Annotated in this window: 13 protein-coding genes; 7 read left to right on the top strand and 6 right to left on the bottom strand. The window is 43.0% G+C overall.

The features are described 5' to 3' along the window. From ACEW9I_RS01690 to ACEW9I_RS01660, 7 genes are all read left to right on the top strand, one after another. Positions 1-559 (top strand): hypothetical protein (locus ACEW9I_RS01690; protein ID WP_373538646.1); only part of this gene is annotated, 559 nt, incomplete at its 5' end. Positions 560-568: 9 nt separating this feature from the next. Next, positions 569-2,068 (top strand): tubulin-like doman-containing protein, encoded by a 1,500-nt coding sequence (locus ACEW9I_RS01685; protein WP_373538645.1) that lies wholly within the window; start codon positions 569-571, stop codon positions 2,066-2,068. A 186-nt stretch (positions 2,069-2,254) separates the two neighbouring features. Further along, positions 2,255-5,512 (top strand): hypothetical protein, encoded by a 3,258-nt coding sequence (locus ACEW9I_RS01680; RefSeq protein ID WP_373538644.1) that lies wholly within the window; start codon positions 2,255-2,257, stop codon positions 5,510-5,512. Between the two features lie 111 nt (positions 5,513-5,623). Continuing rightward, positions 5,624-6,466 (top strand): hypothetical protein, encoded by an 843-nt coding sequence (locus ACEW9I_RS01675; RefSeq protein WP_373538643.1) that lies wholly within the window; start codon positions 5,624-5,626, stop codon positions 6,464-6,466. Then, positions 6,463-7,848 carry a hypothetical protein gene (locus tag ACEW9I_RS01670; protein WP_373538642.1) on the top strand — a complete coding sequence of 462 codons (1,386 nt, stop codon included), beginning with the start codon at positions 6,463-6,465 and terminating at the stop codon, positions 7,846-7,848. The genes ACEW9I_RS01675 and ACEW9I_RS01670 overlap by 4 nt, the downstream gene beginning before the upstream one ends. Beyond that, entirely contained in the window at positions 7,845-9,329 is a 1,485-nt protein-coding gene (locus ACEW9I_RS01665) for a hypothetical protein (RefSeq protein ID WP_373538641.1), read from the top strand. The genes ACEW9I_RS01670 and ACEW9I_RS01665 overlap by 4 nt, the downstream gene beginning before the upstream one ends. A gap of 295 nt (positions 9,330-9,624) precedes the next feature. Beyond that, a complete protein-coding gene (locus tag ACEW9I_RS01660; protein ID WP_373538640.1) occupies positions 9,625-10,422 on the top strand; it encodes a hypothetical protein in 798 nt (265 codons plus the stop codon). On the opposite strand, the gene ACEW9I_RS01655 is transcribed toward ACEW9I_RS01660, so the two are convergent. The 6 genes from ACEW9I_RS01655 to ACEW9I_RS01630 form a co-directional block, all read right to left on the bottom strand. Continuing rightward, positions 10,419-11,102: a M48 family metallopeptidase gene (locus ACEW9I_RS01655; RefSeq protein ID WP_373538639.1), complete on the bottom strand. Its 684-nt coding sequence runs from the start codon at positions 11,100-11,102 to the stop codon at positions 10,419-10,421. The genes ACEW9I_RS01660 and ACEW9I_RS01655 overlap by 4 nt on opposite strands. Before the next feature lie 2 nt (positions 11,103-11,104). Then, the gene (locus tag ACEW9I_RS01650; protein ID WP_373538638.1) at positions 11,105-14,236 is read right to left on the bottom strand and encodes a type I restriction endonuclease subunit R; all 3,132 of its coding nucleotides are present in this window, start codon (positions 14,234-14,236) and stop codon (positions 11,105-11,107) included. Between the two features lie 93 nt (positions 14,237-14,329). Then, complete coding sequence (locus tag ACEW9I_RS01645; protein WP_373538637.1) at positions 14,330-15,988, bottom strand: ATP-binding protein; 1,659 nt, start codon at positions 15,986-15,988, stop codon at positions 14,330-14,332. Continuing rightward, entirely contained in the window at positions 15,985-17,241 is a 1,257-nt protein-coding gene (locus ACEW9I_RS01640) for a restriction endonuclease subunit S (RefSeq protein ID WP_373538636.1), read from the bottom strand. Before ACEW9I_RS01640 ends, ACEW9I_RS01645 begins: the two co-directional genes overlap by 4 nt. Before the next feature lie 116 nt (positions 17,242-17,357). Continuing rightward, a complete protein-coding gene (locus ACEW9I_RS01635; RefSeq protein ID WP_373538635.1) occupies positions 17,358-17,777 on the bottom strand; it encodes a retropepsin-like aspartic protease in 420 nt (139 codons plus the stop codon). Then, positions 17,767-18,003, bottom strand: a complete 237-nt coding sequence (locus ACEW9I_RS01630) for a hypothetical protein (protein WP_373538634.1) — start codon at positions 18,001-18,003, stop codon at positions 17,767-17,769. The genes ACEW9I_RS01635 and ACEW9I_RS01630 overlap by 11 nt, the downstream gene beginning before the upstream one ends. Positions 18,004-18,306: the final 303 nt, after the last annotated feature.

The following is an 18,306-nucleotide window of genomic DNA, read 5'->3' as shown; positions in this document are numbered from 1 at the left end:
GTTTGGTAGTCAGCATGTAGATCTTGCGTTACGGTACGGGAACAATACAGAGGAAGTGTATTCTCACACCACCATGCGCCCTACTGTCGCGGAAGTTATCCGTTTGTTTGTGATTCCCATTTTAGGGATGATGTTAATGTTTGTCGTTCAACCACTGCTATTTTCAGGACAATGGTTGCGACTGACAGATGTAAAGGTTCAGAGCTGGCTAAACAACCATTACATGCCAATGGCAGCCATTGTGCTGGCTTTCGCGTTATTAGCTGTTGTTGTCTGGGTAGCCTGGAATATCAACTCGCCACACAAAACGCCTGAAGCTGGAGCGCAGCGTGTCGGCTCGTGGTGGTTTATTTCGGTGATTCCGATGATTGGAACTGCACTTGCGATCGTGTTATCCCGCCAAAATATTTTAGCTCCCAAGAGTAGTGGCGATGCGATTTTGCCGTTAATTATTTTATTTGCGATCGATATTATTTTTATCTACTGGTTGACGACTGCTACAAGTACGCCAGGTTGCGCTCGACGTTTACCACCTGGTGCAAATTTATTTAAGCGTTAAAAGACCAATATGAACAATAAATTATTTATTATCGCAATTGGTGGATCTGGTGCCAAATGTGTCGAATCGATCGTCCAGATTGCTGCAACTGGTTTATATACAAAAGAAGAGATCGAAGTCTTATTTGTCGATCCCGATGAGAATAATGGTAACGTAGATCGCGCTCGTAAAACGCTGAGTACTTATCAAGAATGTCAGCAATTAGTAACTGGTGGCAGTACCGAACAACAGATCGATTGGATGTCCACGCCCATTAAATCCTACGATTTGTGGTCGCCATTTCAAGGCAAGCTCGGCGGACGAGAATTAGCTAGTTATTTTAATTACGGCACAATGGATGCTGGATTGGCTAATTTATTAGAAGTTCTCTATACTCCTGACGAGCGCAATCAACAATTAGATGAGGGCTTTCGCGGTCGTCCGGCAATTGGTGCGGCAGTGATGAGTCAGATCGACCTAAAACGCTTGGATACCGAGCCTTGGGGCAGTTTTATTCAAAGTATCAATAATGCTGTTGGTGCTCAAGGTAAGCAGGCTCGCGTGCTATTGTGTGGTTCGATCTTTGGGGGAACTGGGGCATCGGGAATTCCGACGATTGCTAGATTATTACGCAATAAATTAAAACAGCAAAATATCGCCGATCGAGTCAAGTTAGGTGGTTTATTTCTCTTACCTTATTTTAGCTTTACGGTACCACCTGGAGCCGAGACAAATGGATTGTACGCGGCATCCGACCAGTTCCTACTCAATACTGAATCGGCGTTGCGCTATTATGTGACGCAGGCGAGTGAGTTATTTGATACTGTCTATCTCTTAGGGAATGAGAATACCTCGGAAGTAGAATTTAGTGTCGGTAATACTACTCAAAAAAATCGTCCTCATTTTGTCGAATTATATGCGGCTTTAGCTGCTCGTGATTTTCTGCTGGAAGATCGGGATGATGCGTTAATGTCAATTACTCGCGATCGAGTCGGTGAGATTAAATGGAGCGATCTACCTGATGATTTTACTGTCAAAAAATTGATGACGAATGCTGCTCGACTCGCCTATCTATGGACGAGCGACATTGAGAAAACAGCAAGATATACGCTCGATAATGGCTTTAAAATTGCCGCTAGGGATGAGCCTTGGTTGGATAAATACTATGACTTGCAAGCAGATAGTAAAGATCGGTTCGATCTACCTCATCAGCAAAAAGGAATTGAAACCTTGAGTACTTGGAGTCGCAGCTATCTACTTTGGCTGAAAGAATTGCATGTCGATAAGATCGATCGATTACAGTTATTTAATACGCAAATTTTCGGCGATCTTAACGGAAACATTCAATTTCACAAGTTGGAGGAACTACTGCTGGGGGATACTCGCGAACAGCGAACGAAGCAAGATAAGGATGATATTGTCCGCATTAAAGATCGATTGCGTCGCCATGAGGTGAAAAGTGTTCAGGGTATCAATCGCGGTACGGTTGGCTTGGCGAAATCTCTCTATCTCAATTCTCAGTTTAACTAGTTTAATCGATTCTCCGTTGGAGAGGCTCCGCCAACGCATTTATCGGGTGGTGGGTATTGAAAAACTTTGTGCTGGTGCTGCGGAGATCTACCCACCCGCACTATAAATGTGCTGCCCTGCGGGCACCCCTCCGAGGAGGGGATTTTTCACCCAGTGTTCCTCTGAAATCTATAATCCACAATTGATATGACAGTATTTGTTCTTCCCAAACTCAGAGATGCAGATTTGCCAGCACCAAATAAAACTGGTAAATGGGAGCGATATGATAAGACTAAGTTTGAAAGTGTTGCCAAAAGCTTAGACTACAAAGCACCAGGAGATAATAAAAAGATTAACTCGGTGCCAGATATGTGGGCGTTGCCCATGACATTGGATCTGCCATTATACAATACTCGCCATCCCCTACGGGAAGCCGCGATCGCTCAATGGCAAGGCATGTTAGCGGCGATTGCTTTATCCAAAGTACGTGGGTTTCAGCTCAAAGCTGAATTAGTCGATCTCAATAAGCTTAAAGATAGTTACCCCTTTGCGGCGGCGTTATATCAGCTTTTGCCTAACTCTGGCAAGAGTTTACATCAGCTCGCGAATAAACATCCTTGGGAAGAACTCTATGTCTGGAGTTGGAAAAAGCAAGCTGTCGGTATTACTAGCCCAACAACGATTATCGCACCTGCGGCGGAAGCAGATTGGGACGGATTACCCTGGTGGAATCCTGAATTCAAGCGATTGGAAGCTCCCCATGGTTATTTGAATCCTGACGAACGACCATTATTACGTGAATGGTTGAACAATTTATGGGCAGAAGTCACCAACTCTAGTTATCAAGGCGATACATACGCGATCGAAACGATCGCTAATCTCCTCAGAGAATATGCTAACACCCTCACGGGTGAAACCGATCGAGCGGATATCTTAGATACCGATTCGCCCAATCACTTTGGTGTCGCCATCAATCGGGGCGTATTTAACGGGCTAAATTATCCAATTAAAGGGAAAACAATCGATCGCAGCGCATCTCCAGTGCGCGTGATTCCTAGTGAGAACAAGTCGAGCAACAAACCACTGCTCTTAATCGATGCCTACTTAGCCGAGCATTGGGGCGTACCGAAGCAAAATATCTGTATCTATGCTGATAAAACCCTCGAATCGCTAAATATCGATGACTTGCGATCGGGTAGAATGCCAGACTGGGATAATGATATTAAGTGGATCGAACCCAGTCAGCTTTTGCTCCCAGACTTACATTTCATGGATGTAGAGAATGCCCTACCTGGTGCATTTTCACCCACTACCAGCCAACCATTACTATTTAACCGCCAGAAGATTACACCGTTACTGCCCATCAACCGGATTTTATTAGAATACTTCACTCCCGAAGATCTGATGCGACGATTGAAATTTGAACCAGGGGATAGTAATAATACCGTCCGCGTCAAACTAAATCTGCCCCTAGTAGGGATGAATCAGACTAGCTCACGTCCGAGTGAATATCAAATTGTCCGAGAATATACCCTCGATGAGCGATATTTGATTAAAAGAATTCCTATTCTAGAAATATATCCTCATTTCAAGGTAGAAGGTGGTGGTTGGCATGAATATTATGCTTTCTATCACGACCCCAGTCGAAATAATAGTGCTTTCCAAGTAGCCTTTGATGATGCCCGCGATCCCCATGTATTTGAAGATGGGGGTAAGTATTTAACTACTAGATTAGAAGAGTTTCCAACTCATATCAACTGTCGCTTCAATGGAGAAGATATTGGTACGATCGTCTTACCCATTCCTCCTTCAGTTACTCTTACGAAGACATGGAAAGTAGGTATAGATTTCGGGACATCTTTTACTAATATTTATGTCAATCGTGATGGCAGAAATGAACCGCTTAAATTAGAACCACTTCATCTAAAAGTAACAGATGCTAATGAAGAATCTCGGATGCCTACTTTGTTTGAATATTTTATTCCTGAAATTTTTACCCCTCTAGATAAGCCACTTCCCTTATCTACCGTTTTAACTCAGCGCAAGCAAACTCGTAATGAAAATAAACGCCCAATTTATGATGGGCGAATTTACATACCAGAAGTTGGTGGTGGTTTCGATCCAAATTCAGAATGGATAAAAACGGATATTAAGTGGAAAGACAGAGATTTAAGTCAGCTATTTCTTCAGCATTTAGCCTTAATTATTAGTGCTTTAGCTGCAAAAGATGGAGTAAGTAAGATCGAATGGTCTGTTTCCTACCCCTCAGCTTTTTCAGAAGGTGACACAGATGACTATGCCAAAAACTGGAAAACGTTAATTTCCAAATTACAGCCACAGATGCCAATTGAGCATATTGCTCCGCAGCAAAGAACAAACTCTTTTCTTACTGAAAGTCTAGCTACTGCCCAATATTTTGCAGATCCCAGTGGAGAAGATCTCGATCTGATTGGTAGTGTTTGTATAGATCTTGGTGGCGGTACTTCTGATATTTCAGTCTGGCAGTCAAACAGACTCATTCATCAGTGTTCTGTTCAATTAGCTGGGCGAGATCTGTTATCACAATTCCTAGAACTGCGACCAAGTTTGATTGGTGAATGGTTTAATCAGGAATTAACCGGATGGCAGAATCTAAATGATGATAAGTTCAAAGCTAAAATAGATGTGTTACTGAGAAATCAGAGTGAGTCGTGGCTTAGAGATCATCGTCATAAAATTTTAGAGAGCGATAGAGATCGTGAAAATTTCAAAGGGCTGTTACGATTGATGACATTAGGGACAGCAGGAATACATTACTATGTTGGTAGCATTCTTCATGTACTAAAAGAGGAAGGTAAATACACTAGAGCTGATATTCCCAATATTTATATAGGTGGTAATGGCTCTCGATTACTACACTGGATTGCAACAGGTGGCGAATTCAATCAGGATAGTAGAAAACTCAACAAGTTATTCAATAAAATGTTAGCCAGTTCATCAGGTTTAACAAATATCTATCAATCTACTCAGCTTAGTAAGCGTCCTAAAGATGAAGTTGCTTATGGCTTAGTAGCTAATAAAGAAAAAGCCAGGTTAACTGGCTTAGATGATGATGACAAGAATTTTCTAATTGCTGGGGAAAATTGTCGCGTTAATAAAGATGAAGTTTCTTGGTCATCTCGCCTTGAATACAAAGTCAAGCATATCAATAACTTTAGTATCCCACAACTAGATCGGCTCAAAGAATTTGTTGAAAACTTTAACCATGAACTTGAGGATTTAGAAATTAGAGAGATAGAACCGCTGAAAACATATAAACCTGGTAGTGGACTAGATCCTCAATACAGTAAATTATTATGGAATAAAACAGAGAGAGAAGTAGAGCGAATGCTACTTGAAATTCAAGGTAAATCTATTGAAGCACCATTCATTGTTGGGTTAAAAGCTTTATTAAGAGTATTAGCTAAGGAGTGGGCTGGTAAATAAATTGGCGCGATAGTTAATTGTCATTAATTATCGCATTGAGCCTAAGCAATTAATTCTAGAAATTAAAGTAATAGATACCTACTTGTCCAGTAAGTAAATTGAAAAACTCACATGGTTAATTCACCGTCTGCTTGTCCAATTTGCCGTAAAATAATTAAAGATTCAGATCAAGATAAATGCGATCAATGTTATTGGTTATTAAATACTGAAAATCTATTAAATTCGGAGATTTGTAACTCATTAATAGAATGGGCAATATATCATTATCAACGAGCCGACGACCTATGCAGAAAAGATTACGATCACATCAAACTAGAAAGTAGATTGAATAGACAAAGAGATGATATAGATCGTCTACAGAACACAATAGATAGTTTTGTCAATATACCAGCAATTAAATCCATTCTGTTGTCTGAGCAAATAGCCACAAATCGAAGTGTAAATACTTCATCGATAAAAGAGGAAGATAGTATTGATGGCGATAATTCATCGTCTATATCAAGTAATATTCAATTGAATAAGACTTCACAGCAAGAAGAGAATTCAATTCAATCAACTCCTACTTTAACTAAAGTAGAACAAGATATAATATCAGAGTATTATTATAATCTTAGTAGGTTTGCTGATAAATATCATATTAAAACTGTTAATGTTACCAAAGAGTCACTTAGTGCTAACTGGGGAAATGAAAAGAAAAATGTTGTATTTGAAGAGTTTAATCGAGGAAATTATTGGGTATTTAATATTGAAGATAATACCTATCTAGTACCTGCTAATTATATAGATATAGATCGGAATACACACACTACTACTAGTACTATTTTTGAAAATCATAACTACAGACACAACTATGACAAAATTCAATTAATCAAGCCTGCAATAGTTAAAGCCGATCCTAATACTAATCCCCAAACATGGCGACTTCAAGAACGGGGAGAGTTAGTATTTCTATGACAGAAGTTCGTACCGTCACTAGACAGATCCAACAACTAGAGATTTATCTAAATAATCTTGTCTCTGCCCTCTCTCGTGGTGAGCTTCCCGTTAATCTCCAACCCGTCACCCAAATCTTTGATAATACGATCGCATCTCTGCCCCCAATTTTAAATCTGTCAGAAGATAGATTCATTGATACATATAACGATATTCCACAGATATTAGCAGCCTATGCGATCGATGTTACCCTGAGTGAAGACAGTTATCGAGGCATAAGCGATAACATTACCTTCAATCGTTTTCATCGTGGTAATTATTGGGTTATCGCGAGTACAGAGTTAATGGATAAGGCTTGGTTAGTACCAAATCCACTTAAAAGCTTATCACTCGATCGAATGCCCTCTCTAGATGTTAGTTTCGATCGAGATATAGTAAATAAAGATAGAGAAGGCGATTTTCATACCTATTTCTTAGTTATACCTGCACTAGTTCAAATATTACCCATAATTGAACCTTTAACATGGAAACTATTAGAGCGAGGTAAGATAACTAATAGCCAAGTCAACACATCTACTACAATTTTTTCTGCAATCGAAGACATCTACAAGCAATTAGGTAGGAATAATTACAATCAAAATAGATTAGCATACGATCTAGATGAATTATTAAAAGAGTCAGTAAAAACAAAAGATATTATTGCGTTACAAAATAGGAATATTATTTCCTTGGAAACTCATGTGAAATCGCTAAAAGAAATAGGAGATAGAAATAAATATCGAACAGCTCTGTCTACAAATAAATTAGAAACGCATAAAGATGATATCGATCGTCTTCAAGAAATTATCTCCCAACTTATTATAAGCATTGAAGAAATCAAGGCTAATTTGGAGTACGAAAATAAAACCATCTCTCAAAATACAATCTTTCCTAGAGTACAAAAAACAGAAACTACCAATATTAATAAACAAAAGCCAAGACTAGTACAAAAGCAACTTGCTCAGATGCCGATAGCATTACTTGCGTCAAAGGAGATAATTTCAGAATATTATCATAACATCAGTCAATTTGCTATGAAGTATCATCCTAAAACGGCTAGTCTTAACAAAGATTCTATTAATTCCAATCGAGGTAATGAAGATAAGACTGCTGTGCTAGAAGAAAACAATCGAGGTAACTACTGGATCTTCAATTTTAACGATCTCACTTACTTAGTACCTGTTGCAGGCAAATATATCAACCAACATAGTTATACAACTAGTACTTCAATTTTTGAATCCCATAACTATACGCCTGATTATAAAAATATTCAACTAGTTAAGCCAGCAATAGTATCAATCGATCCTAATACTAATCCGCAAACATGGCGAATTCAAGAACTGGGAGAGTTGGTATTTCTATGACAGAAATTCGTGCCGTCGTTAGACAGATCCAGCAATTAGAAATTTATCTAAATAATCTCGTCTCCGCCCTCACTCGTGGAGAGCTTCCAGTCAATCTTCAACCCGTCACCCAAATCTTCGATAATGCGATCGCATCAATTCCACCAGTTCTAAATTTACAGCAAGAGCGATTCATCGAATTATATAACGATTTACCGCACCTATTTACTGCCTATGCGATCGATGTTACCCTCAGCGAGGATAGCTTCATTCGTCAAGATCGCGATATTACATTTTACCGCTTTACACGGGGAAATTATTGGATTGTTCCTACCCAATCCGAGCCAGATCGAGGATGGTTGGTACCCAATCCTACCAAAGGTTTAGCGATCGATCGAATGCCATCTCTAACTGCTAGTTTCGATCGAGATATTAGTCCCAATTCTAGTAATAGTACCTACCTATTAATTGCACCCGCACTAGTCCAAATCTTGCCTATAGTCGAACGGCTAACTTGGAAACTACTAGAACGCGGTAAACTCACCAATACTCAAATCCAGCAATCTGCCACTAATATTCCTAATAATATAATTGAAAATCTAGTCCAAAAACTTACTAACTTAAACGCTCGAATCGTGCAGATCGAGCAAGGAGTAGCCAAACCTGAATCTCTAAATGCCCTCCACAACAAGCAAGAACAACTACAATCGATTAGTGCCAAAATTGTAGAACAGTTAGCAACAAAACAGCAAGAGATTGTAACATTTACAGCACGACTAAATGAAGCTAGAGATCGATCGATCCAACAAGAACGTGAAATAGCTGCTCTCAAACTTCAGATCGCATCGATCGGTAATAGCCAAGGTACCACTACTTCAACTCCGATCGAATCTCAAGAGATAGTATCTCTCAAAATCGATTTAGAAAAGCTAAAATCTGAGTGTCAACAGCGAAAACGGCAGCAAGATAAACTCGATCGAGATTTGACAGAGCGTATCCAACTATTGGTAGCCCAAAATATCGCCAGAATCCAGCCAGCATTGGCACCGCAGATTATCGAAACTATAGACGCTGAAATCATTAACTTAGAGCCAGTACTGCAACTGAAGGGCTTACAAAATGGGATTGCTAGGGAACCTATGGCCGATCGAATCTTATCTCCTTTTGCTAACCTTTATAATTCTGGTGAAAAAGCTTTTTTGAGATCGTATATGGTTTCAACTGCAAGTTTAAGGAAAAATAATAGTCAACTAATCGATCTAGTGGAAGATAATATCGGACATTATTGGATTGTCCCATTCGATCGTAGTACTCATTATCTAGTACCGAAAACGGACTTCCCTAATTATGATAAATGTTTTGAGATACTAGCATTACTATTTGATGGTGCGAATAATAGTACCAATTTTATCCTCTTCAAGCCTGCGATCGTGACAGTTACTAAAGCTAATATGCCCAAGCAATGGAAACTCGAACAAAAAGGCTATCTAGACGCAGTTTGATAACAAATCAACCTAAACATCTAAAATAGCGATCGAAGTCATTCTCGATCGCTCGATCTGTATCGTTCCGAAGAACTGTAGCTTATTATTTGACGAAACTACAGTTTTAGTCATTCATGAAGTAATTGACTTTTAACAGATCTGACTATGCACAGACTCTTGACGATCAAGCCAATCTGAAAAATGCCATAATCGATCGAGATCGCCGATAAGCATTGTACTTAGTCTGTTACTATCATATACTAAGTACTTTAGTACCAAGGGGTGAATTGAAATGGCTACAGAGAACAGAGGCGTGATGGTCTACTTACCATCAGAACTAGAAGCGAAGATAACCGAGTATTGCACCGAACACAATATTACTCGTAAAGACAAACAGGGGAATGTCGTCACATCGTTAGGCAGTGGGATAGTTGCTTACCTCAAAAGTCAGTTACTAAGCGACCTACCTAAGTTATTAAGTGACAGACCTATCGTTGGATTGACCAGAGAGGAAGTATTAGACTTAATTAAAGAGTCGGATACTAATAACATACCAATCGTTGGCGTAGCCTCTCTTGTGGAGAATCGATCTCCCGATCCGATAGCTGCCGATGTTCTACACCGTCTAGAACTGGTGGAGCAAAAGCTGTCCTCGTCTACCGACATAACAAGACATGAGGTAGAAAAGCTGATTCAAGAGTCAGAACAGAAAATAATGGATGCTGTCCGTAATATGTCAATCGAACTGCGGGGGGAACGGGCAGAAATTAAAACCATTGACGATCGAATCAATACGCCCCAAGAAGTAATCTCTAACCATAGAGAGGATAAGGCGGTCGAGGATACTATAGGCACCAAAACACTCGATCGCAAGCCGATGGGTAAAGAGATTAAACGATGGCTAAAATTTTTGAAGGCCAAAAATTTTAGAGATATTATTCAAACTGGAATAGCTGGTAAATGGACTAATCAAGAGATTACAACAAAATTGTTTGAGGCAGGCTATGGGAAGGAGAACAACACCAATCCATATCCTGCTAATCTTGCGAGTGCGATGAAGACAGCTTTCTCGATCGATCTTGACGACAGCAGAAACCAACGACTCAATTAAAGCATCTCATCTAATAATGAACCATTAACCCTGAGCCACTGCTTCGCCTTATCCATTTGTGGAATCTGGGATTTGACGATTCCCCAAAAGCGTGGCGTATGATTGGGTTCTAACAGATGTGTGAGTTCGTGAACGATCACATAGTTGATGATAGACATGGGAGCTTTGATTAGTCGCCAGTTGAAGATCGCGTTATTCTTAGGCGTACACGATCCCCAGCGATATTTACTGTCACCGATCTTTGCTTCGTTAAATAAGACATCTAGGCGTTCGGCATAATACTGGACGCGAGGTAATATCGTCTCTTTTGCGCGCTGAATGTACCAATCTCGAAAGACGGTACCTTGTCTATTAATTAGATTGCTGGGCACCAGAAATCGATCGTTGACGAGTGCGATTTCATTGGAGATGTCTATTATTTCTAGTCGATAACTTCGACCTAAGTATAGTAAGGACTCTCCGTTTACTAGTTCTTTGCCTGGAGGATGGAGTGGGGGCAGATACTTTTGACTGTGGTGGGTTTTTTCGTAGAGCCACAGCTTGTGTGATTCGATGATGCGATCGATCTTTTCTTGAGATGTACCTGTCGGGGCTTTGACCACAATGGAGCGATCGCGCTCGACGGTAATGGTCAGCGTTTTGCGGTTGGGAGAATAGACAACATTGTAGTCGAGCTGCATGGTTATTCGGCGTACAGGATGCGATCGTGATTCTTCTCGGCGATTTCCATCACTTTACCAATCATCTGTTTCCTTTTCGCAAATAGATCGGCGATGGTATTGAAGCTTGGGGACAGTAATACTGTCTGGATATCTGCCTCAAGCTTTTTACGAGCCGGAATACTTTCCCAGAAACCTGTGAGTTTTAGTTCTCGTTCGACAACGATGAATACTTCCTGGGTGAGGGCAACAGACAAAGAAATCTTATCATCATCCAGATCGGTACCGCCAAAACATTCACGCTTAAACATGCGGAAGAAGGGCATTTGCTTCTTCTTATGCAAGCCATAGGTTGGCTCTTTTTCGATATCTTTTAGCCGCTGGCGTAGCTTTTCTAGTTCTAGATAGATTCTGTCCCAGTTATCTTGAAACTCGCTCAGGATGGCGGCTAGGGCTGCGGCAAAGGAGGCTTGGAGGTCGGGGTCATCATCTAGTTCGATGTCGATATGATGGCGGAGGGCGTGTTCGATCGCGGCGGCTTTATTTTTGGTGCGCTGTTTGGTGGCGACGACATCGCGCTCAAAGTTTTCATCCAGGATGGAGATGGGTTTGACTTTCTGGTCGATCCCTTGAGATTGGAGATAGGTATCGGTGAGTTGACGCAGCTTTTCGGGGATGCCTTTCATGCTCAGGCGGCTGTCCTGGAAGTGTCTGGCGGCCATCACGTTGATTTGGGCGAGGAGTTGGTAATCCTTCAGATAGCCCAGAGCTTCCTTGGCGGGGAAGACTAGATTGAGGCTGCGAGTCATTTTTTTGAATGCGAGGACGAACTCAAACCGCAAGTCTTCATCATAGAACACGTCATAGAAGGCATCATAGTCGGTGAGATCGGTCAATCCTTGTCTGGTTAATAGATCCATGACGGCGCGACGATCGGTTTCAAGCTGGCGAATTTCGTCTTCGGGAAAACTGAGCGATCTTTGGATCTCTTGCTGTTCGCGCCGATCGTAGTTTTGCAGTGCCCGCTCGATGTGGTGTCCAATCCCCACGTAGTCCACCACAAAACCTTTTTCTTTGGCTTCATCGGCGACGCGGTTGACGCGGGCGATCGCTTGTAAGAGATTATGCGCCTGGATCGTTTTGTCCAGATATAGCACTTGTTCCACTGGGGCATCAAATCCAGTCAGCAGCATATTGTTGACGATAACGATCCCGATATCTCCGGTTATGCCATTATCCGAGCGATCGAAGGGCAGTTTGAAGCTTTTAATGACGGTTTCGTGGTTGACTGAATTGCTGTAGAGCTTGAGATGGGGCAGATCGTTATGTCCGCCGGAAATCACCACATCAGTTTTCACTCGTTTCAATCGATCGAGATTAATGCCGTGGGGGTTTGCTGTTTCTAACTGGGTAATCTGGGCGAGGATCGCCGCGTCCAGATGCTGTTTGTAGCGGACGGCAGCTTCGCGCGAGGTAGCTACTACTTGGGCTTTATAGCCGTTGGTAAAAATCTGCTGGACGTAATGCGCCACCATATCCTTGGCTTTGGCGGCGATCGTCGATTCTGCTTCTAGATAGGCATCTCGCGAACCGTAGCCTAAAATCTGCATCCGCTCTTGGAGATTGTAGTCGCTAAAAACATCTTCAAAAGCGGTGTCCATCGCTACTTTGTCGATGACTTCGGCGTTATGGGTGCGCCCTTCATAAACGATTTCTAGAGTGACTTTATCCTCGATCGATTGACGCATGGTGTAGGTGTCAATATAGTCGCCGAATACCGTTTCGGTTTTGTCGATCGGGGTGCCTGTGTAGCCGATGCGGGTGGCTTTGGGTAAGGCTTTATCGAGGTTTGCGCCTAGTAGGGAATATTGGGAGCGGTGCGCCTCGTCCGTCATGATCGGGACGTTGGTGTTGGGATTGAGTTCGGGGAAGGTTTCGGTTAGATCGCGCTCCTGGAATTTATGGATCATCGCCATCACCAGATCGGATGAGTCGCTGCGGAGGAGTTCCTTGAGTTTGGCGACGCTATTAGCAGGTTTGACGGTGAAACCAATGGCTTGCCCTGTTTCGGCTAATTGTTTTTCTAATTGGGTACGATCGGTGATGAAGATGACTTTCCATTGGCATAGATTCGGATGGCGATACATTGCCCGCACCATAAACATCATCGTCAGCGATTTCCCCGAACCCTGGGTATGCCAGATGATCCCACTGCGCTCTCTGGGGGTCTTCTTGGTAATGAGACGATCGATCGCTTTTTTGACAGCGCGAAACTGTTGGTACCGCCCGACGATCTTGATGGTTTCGCCTTTATCGTTGGTGGAGAAGAGGGTGAAATTACGAATAATCTCTAGCAGGTTATCACGATCGAGCATTCCCGCCACCAGCCGCTGTTGGTCGTTGGGCGAACTACCGCCACGGTCGAGGTCTTTTAAAGTGCGAGGATAGGGATCTGCCCAGCGATAAAAGTATTTTTCGGTGCGGGTGGTAATAGTGCCAAATTTAGCTTCAACACGGCAAGAGGCGACGATGAATTGGTTGAAATAGAATAGGGGACTGCTGCCCTCACCTTTGGAGCCGCGCTGTTCGCTGTAGCGCATCATCTGGTCGATCGCTTCGGGAATCGGCTGCTGGACTTTGAAGGATTTACACTCAATTAGGGCTATGGGTAAACCGTTGAGGAATAGCACGATGTCGGGAATGATGTGGTTCTCGGTGCCCAAAATCCGCACTTTAAACTGACAGACGGCGATGAAGCGGTTATTGTCTCGGCGATCGAAGTCGATGTATTTAACAGTGGGGCTTTGTTCACCTGTCTGACGATTTTCGCTAACGCTGGTGTTTTCTTGGAGGAGATTGAAGACGTAGCGATTATTTTCGAGCAGGTTGGTGGTGGGGAAGCTGGAGGTGATGCGCTTGGTGACTTCTTCGATTTGGTCGTCTTCGAGCCAGGGATTGATAACTTTAAGCTGTGCTTGGAGGATGGGCAGCATCACGACTTCGGTGAATTCTGTACGATGACTGTCTTGGGGTTTTTGAGTTCTTTCGAGATCGAGAATTTCCCAATCTAAGCCGTGGAGTTGGTCGAGCAGGGGTTTCTCGACGTGGTTGCGTTCGTCGATTTTGATGTATTCGGGGGTCTTATCGGATTTCATGATTTTTTAAATGCTTATAAATGCTTATAAATACTTATAAATGCTTATAAATATCCAATAACTGCATTAAATATCCAATAACTGCGATCGACCCTATACATCAGGCAGTGTATAAAAGGCTGCGCGTCTCGTACCATGTTGGATTAAATGCCCTCCATCTTTAAGTTTCTTTAGCAATTGAGAGGCTTGGTCTTTTGTCAATCGACATAGGCCCATCACCTCTGCCCGTTTGATTTGTCCGTGTTGTGTTGTGTAGTTTAGTACAAACTGCTCGTTCTGAAGTGGCGAAAACCCAACTTGGCGAGTGTACTCAGCTTGATGTCCTGCTGCTTGATAAATAATCGGGGACAGGGTGTAGGTGCGGCTGCTGGTTTTGCCATGAGCTTCAACTAATCCGGCTTCATTGAGCATTTCTAGGGTTTTTCTGGCTTGTTGGGGATCGCGTTGAATGTAGGTTGCTAACTCGTCTGAACTCAAACGTTTTGCTGTTCGCAATGCGGCTAGGGTAATCAGGCTATCGATCGGTAGAATCCTAACTTGGCGATTTTCTTCGTCTACAATCAGTTTGAGAAATTCTAGATCGGCTTCAGCAGTGGAAAGGCTTAGAACCACGCTACTGTCATTAGTCAGGTTGTAGTTGGGGGCGGGTCTGCCATAGCGGAGTAAGCCCCGATAGATGGTGTCTACGCCGCGTCCCGATCGCTCGACGATGCCGATTCGTTTCATGGCATCAGCGAGGCGAGGATTGCGGGGGCGGGGTTCGGTGGTGAGGAGGTTTGCGAGGGTGACACCATCGACTAAGCCGCCAGGGTTACTAATTACCAGGGCTTCGTTTTCGAGGCGGACATGTACGGCTCCAAGTTGGTGATAGTCGCGGTGGATGAGGGCGTTGGCGATCGCTTCGCGAAAGGCACTCATATCGACTTTGGGCGCAGGAACGCGAAATAAGCCGACTTGAAGTTCTTGTTCGGGGTTGTAGGGGCGGAAGTTGGTTTCTAGCCAGTCGAGGGCTTTGAGCAGGGGAAACCGCCGAAATTCGTTAAAGCGGACGGCTTCTTGCGCCAGGACTTGAAAGGCGAATTCATGGGTGGGCACTAAGTCGCGCAGGGCTGGCTCGCGTCCGACTAATAGTAATCCTGTCAAGGTGGGGATGCGGCTCCCATCGGGTTGTCTGGCGGTGAGTCCCAAGGCTCCATCGAGGGCTTCGTCATCGAGTTCTAATAAAATTCGATCGCCACCATAGCTCTGGATACTTTGCCGCAGTCGATCGCGTTCTAAGGGGTCGAAGTCTTGGAGGTTGCTACCAGCAACGGCTTGGGCGGATACATCTGCTAGTCCGAAGGTGCTGGCTCGGCTGGTGCGATCGTGAGGCATCATGGGCACACATTCGGGTGCTCCATCATGGCGGAGGCGACGGCGCAAGTACACGCCCTGACTGGTGGCGACTTCACCCTTGGCTTGGGGGACTTGAATCCGAGCGACTTCTATGCCCCCAATGGTGAGGGTTTCGAGTTGGATGTCTAGGGATGGGGATGTTCGCGCCGCAACCAATCCCACGAATCCACCCGTTAATCGTCGCTCTGAGTGCAATCCGGTGGGTGTGCCGTTGTCTTCTACGCCGAGCCAAAGTTCGCCGCCGTCGGTGTTGGCGAGGCAGGTGATGGCTTCGATCAGTTCGCGATCGGATAGTTTATTTCGATCGCTTTTGAATTCGACGGTGAGGGTTTCGCGGGGTGGTAGGGGAGAATTCATCGGCTAGCTGGCTTCTGTTCTAGTAAAGGAGTGACACGGACTTTGCCAGTTAGGAGGTCTTGCATCAGTCCAATCTTTTGATGCTTCAATTTTTCCAAGCATTGAGATTGTTGTTTCAATAAACTTTGCTGGTGTTCGATCACGTCAAAAATTCTTTTCTGCTCATCTATAGGCATCCAATGTATCTGAAATTTCCTAAAGTGTTCAAGATGAATATGAGCTAGTCCTGTCCCCGCAGATAAAGCCCCAAGTTGTGCTAGAAAACGACCACTATCAAAAAATGACCATAGCAATTGAGGTGAGCATTTAGTGACTTTTGGGCGAAGTAGTGCTACTGAGACAAATATGCTAAAACTTGGTGCTTCATCTGGGACAATTCTGGCAACGCCTAGAGTCCCATCCTTAGTTACTAGAACATCTCTAGCTTGTGGATCTGCTCTCTTGTAAAATTCTTTATGATCCTTTTCTGTAACAAAACGACTGGGATTAAAATTTATACCTTCAGAGGAAGTTAAATCAGTCACAACAATAAACGGAACCCCTTCACGAACATAATTAGGTTTGTGGTGAATACCATCTACAATTTTTGTTGTGATTTTTTCCATAGAAACTATTTCCCACTCTACGGGAATACGCCCGATCGCACTATCCTTAAACTCATGTGTGGCTTCGCTGCGGATATTGCCGTTTTCGTCGATGCCTTTGGTGAGTAAGTCCTGCATTAGTCCGGTTTTGATCCGCTGCTGCTTGGCGATGATGGCTTCGGTTTGGGTGATGGCTCGATCGATCGTAGAGAGAACCGCAGCTATTTGAGTTTGTTCAATTTTAGAGCTAGGGAATTTGATTAGAAGTGGTTCGAGTTTCGCTCTTTGTATACCTGTTGCAGTAGTTCCTGATGATTGTTGACACATGAGGTTCTGAAAACATTCAGACATCAGATAATGACTCAAATAATCGCTACATAAATCAGCACTATTAGCTCTAAGAAGAATAACCCTTTGACTAAGGATATATTTTTGATTATCTGGTATGACTGCAACATTACCAAGCGGAGCTTCTGTAGTTAAGACAACATCACCTTTTTGAGTATCCCCTTTTGTCATCCACTTTCGATAAAGTGCATCAGAAGCTAAATAACACTCTTTTGAAAAATTAATTTTCCCCATCTCAACATTATTAGCTGACAGTGCTGGAATTTCACCACTACCCCATTCCATATCAAGCTTCTTAGGTGTTCTTCCTCTAAAGTCCATAATTAGATCTAGAACTTCAAATAATGGCTTCGATTTCCACCCATCAATACTCATCACACCAAACACCCCAACTTACTCAAATACTTGTCGAATATCTTTAGTCTTTGCTCTCATAATCATCTATCTCTCAGACAAATTTCAAAAGCTAACTCATGACTATAAAAGCAAACATTAAACTCCGAGAAAAAATTCATGTGTCCAAGAATCACAGGTGAATCGTTTAACTGAGTCCAGGCAAATGCTAGTAAAACAGGAGAGAAAGATCCGATCGATCCAGATACAATTAAGCCTCTTGCTTCGCCCTGAGCTAGATTACCACTTAGCGGAATTTTGACCGTCTGATCTGCCCAGACAGCCCCTAATTCCACACCAAGCTCATAGGGCAAAACGCTAACACTTGCGCCTGTATCCAAGAGAGCCATCACTTCTACAGAACGAGATCCAGATGTCAGAACTACGGGCACATAAGGCATAATTACAGATTGCCCCAAGCTATTCCCACGCTCTGTAAAAGAAAACCGTTGACTATTTAGCACTCCTTTCTCCTCGTGTTGCTTCTAACAAATCTGATAAAGCTTGCACTCCAGATCGATCGACTTGTGGAGACCATAAAACTGCATCAGTCGATGCTAATTGTCCTAAAAGTTCCTGCTCATTCCGTTGCAATAACGCCTCAATTTTTTGCCAATCCTGGTAATTAATAATTACCGCCACTGGCTGCGATGATTCATCCGTAACAATGTGTTTGGAAATTGATAGCATTTTACTCACCTTCCCTAATTCATATATCCTAGTTTAACCAAATACTCACTCAATCCCTTCAGCGTCTCCTCCCGCTCCGCCTCTAACTCCCGACTCGAAACCGCATATTTATCCCATAGCTTCTCTACCAGCGCGATTAGTGTCCGTTTCGCCGCATTTAGATAGGGCTTGCTGAATAAGTCTAGCGATCGAATCTAGCCGCCACACAGCTTGCAAATCTTGGGGTTCTCGATCGATTTCTAAAATTATCCACTGATTTCCCACAAAGGGTGCAAGGGTTTTGAGCCTTTAGATGTCATAACC

The sequence above is a fragment of the Chamaesiphon sp. genome (assembly GCF_041738855.1).
Taxonomy (GTDB): Bacteria; Cyanobacteriota; Cyanobacteriia; order Cyanobacteriales; family Chamaesiphonaceae; genus Chamaesiphon.
This window is presented reverse-complemented; position numbering and strand designations above follow the sequence as displayed.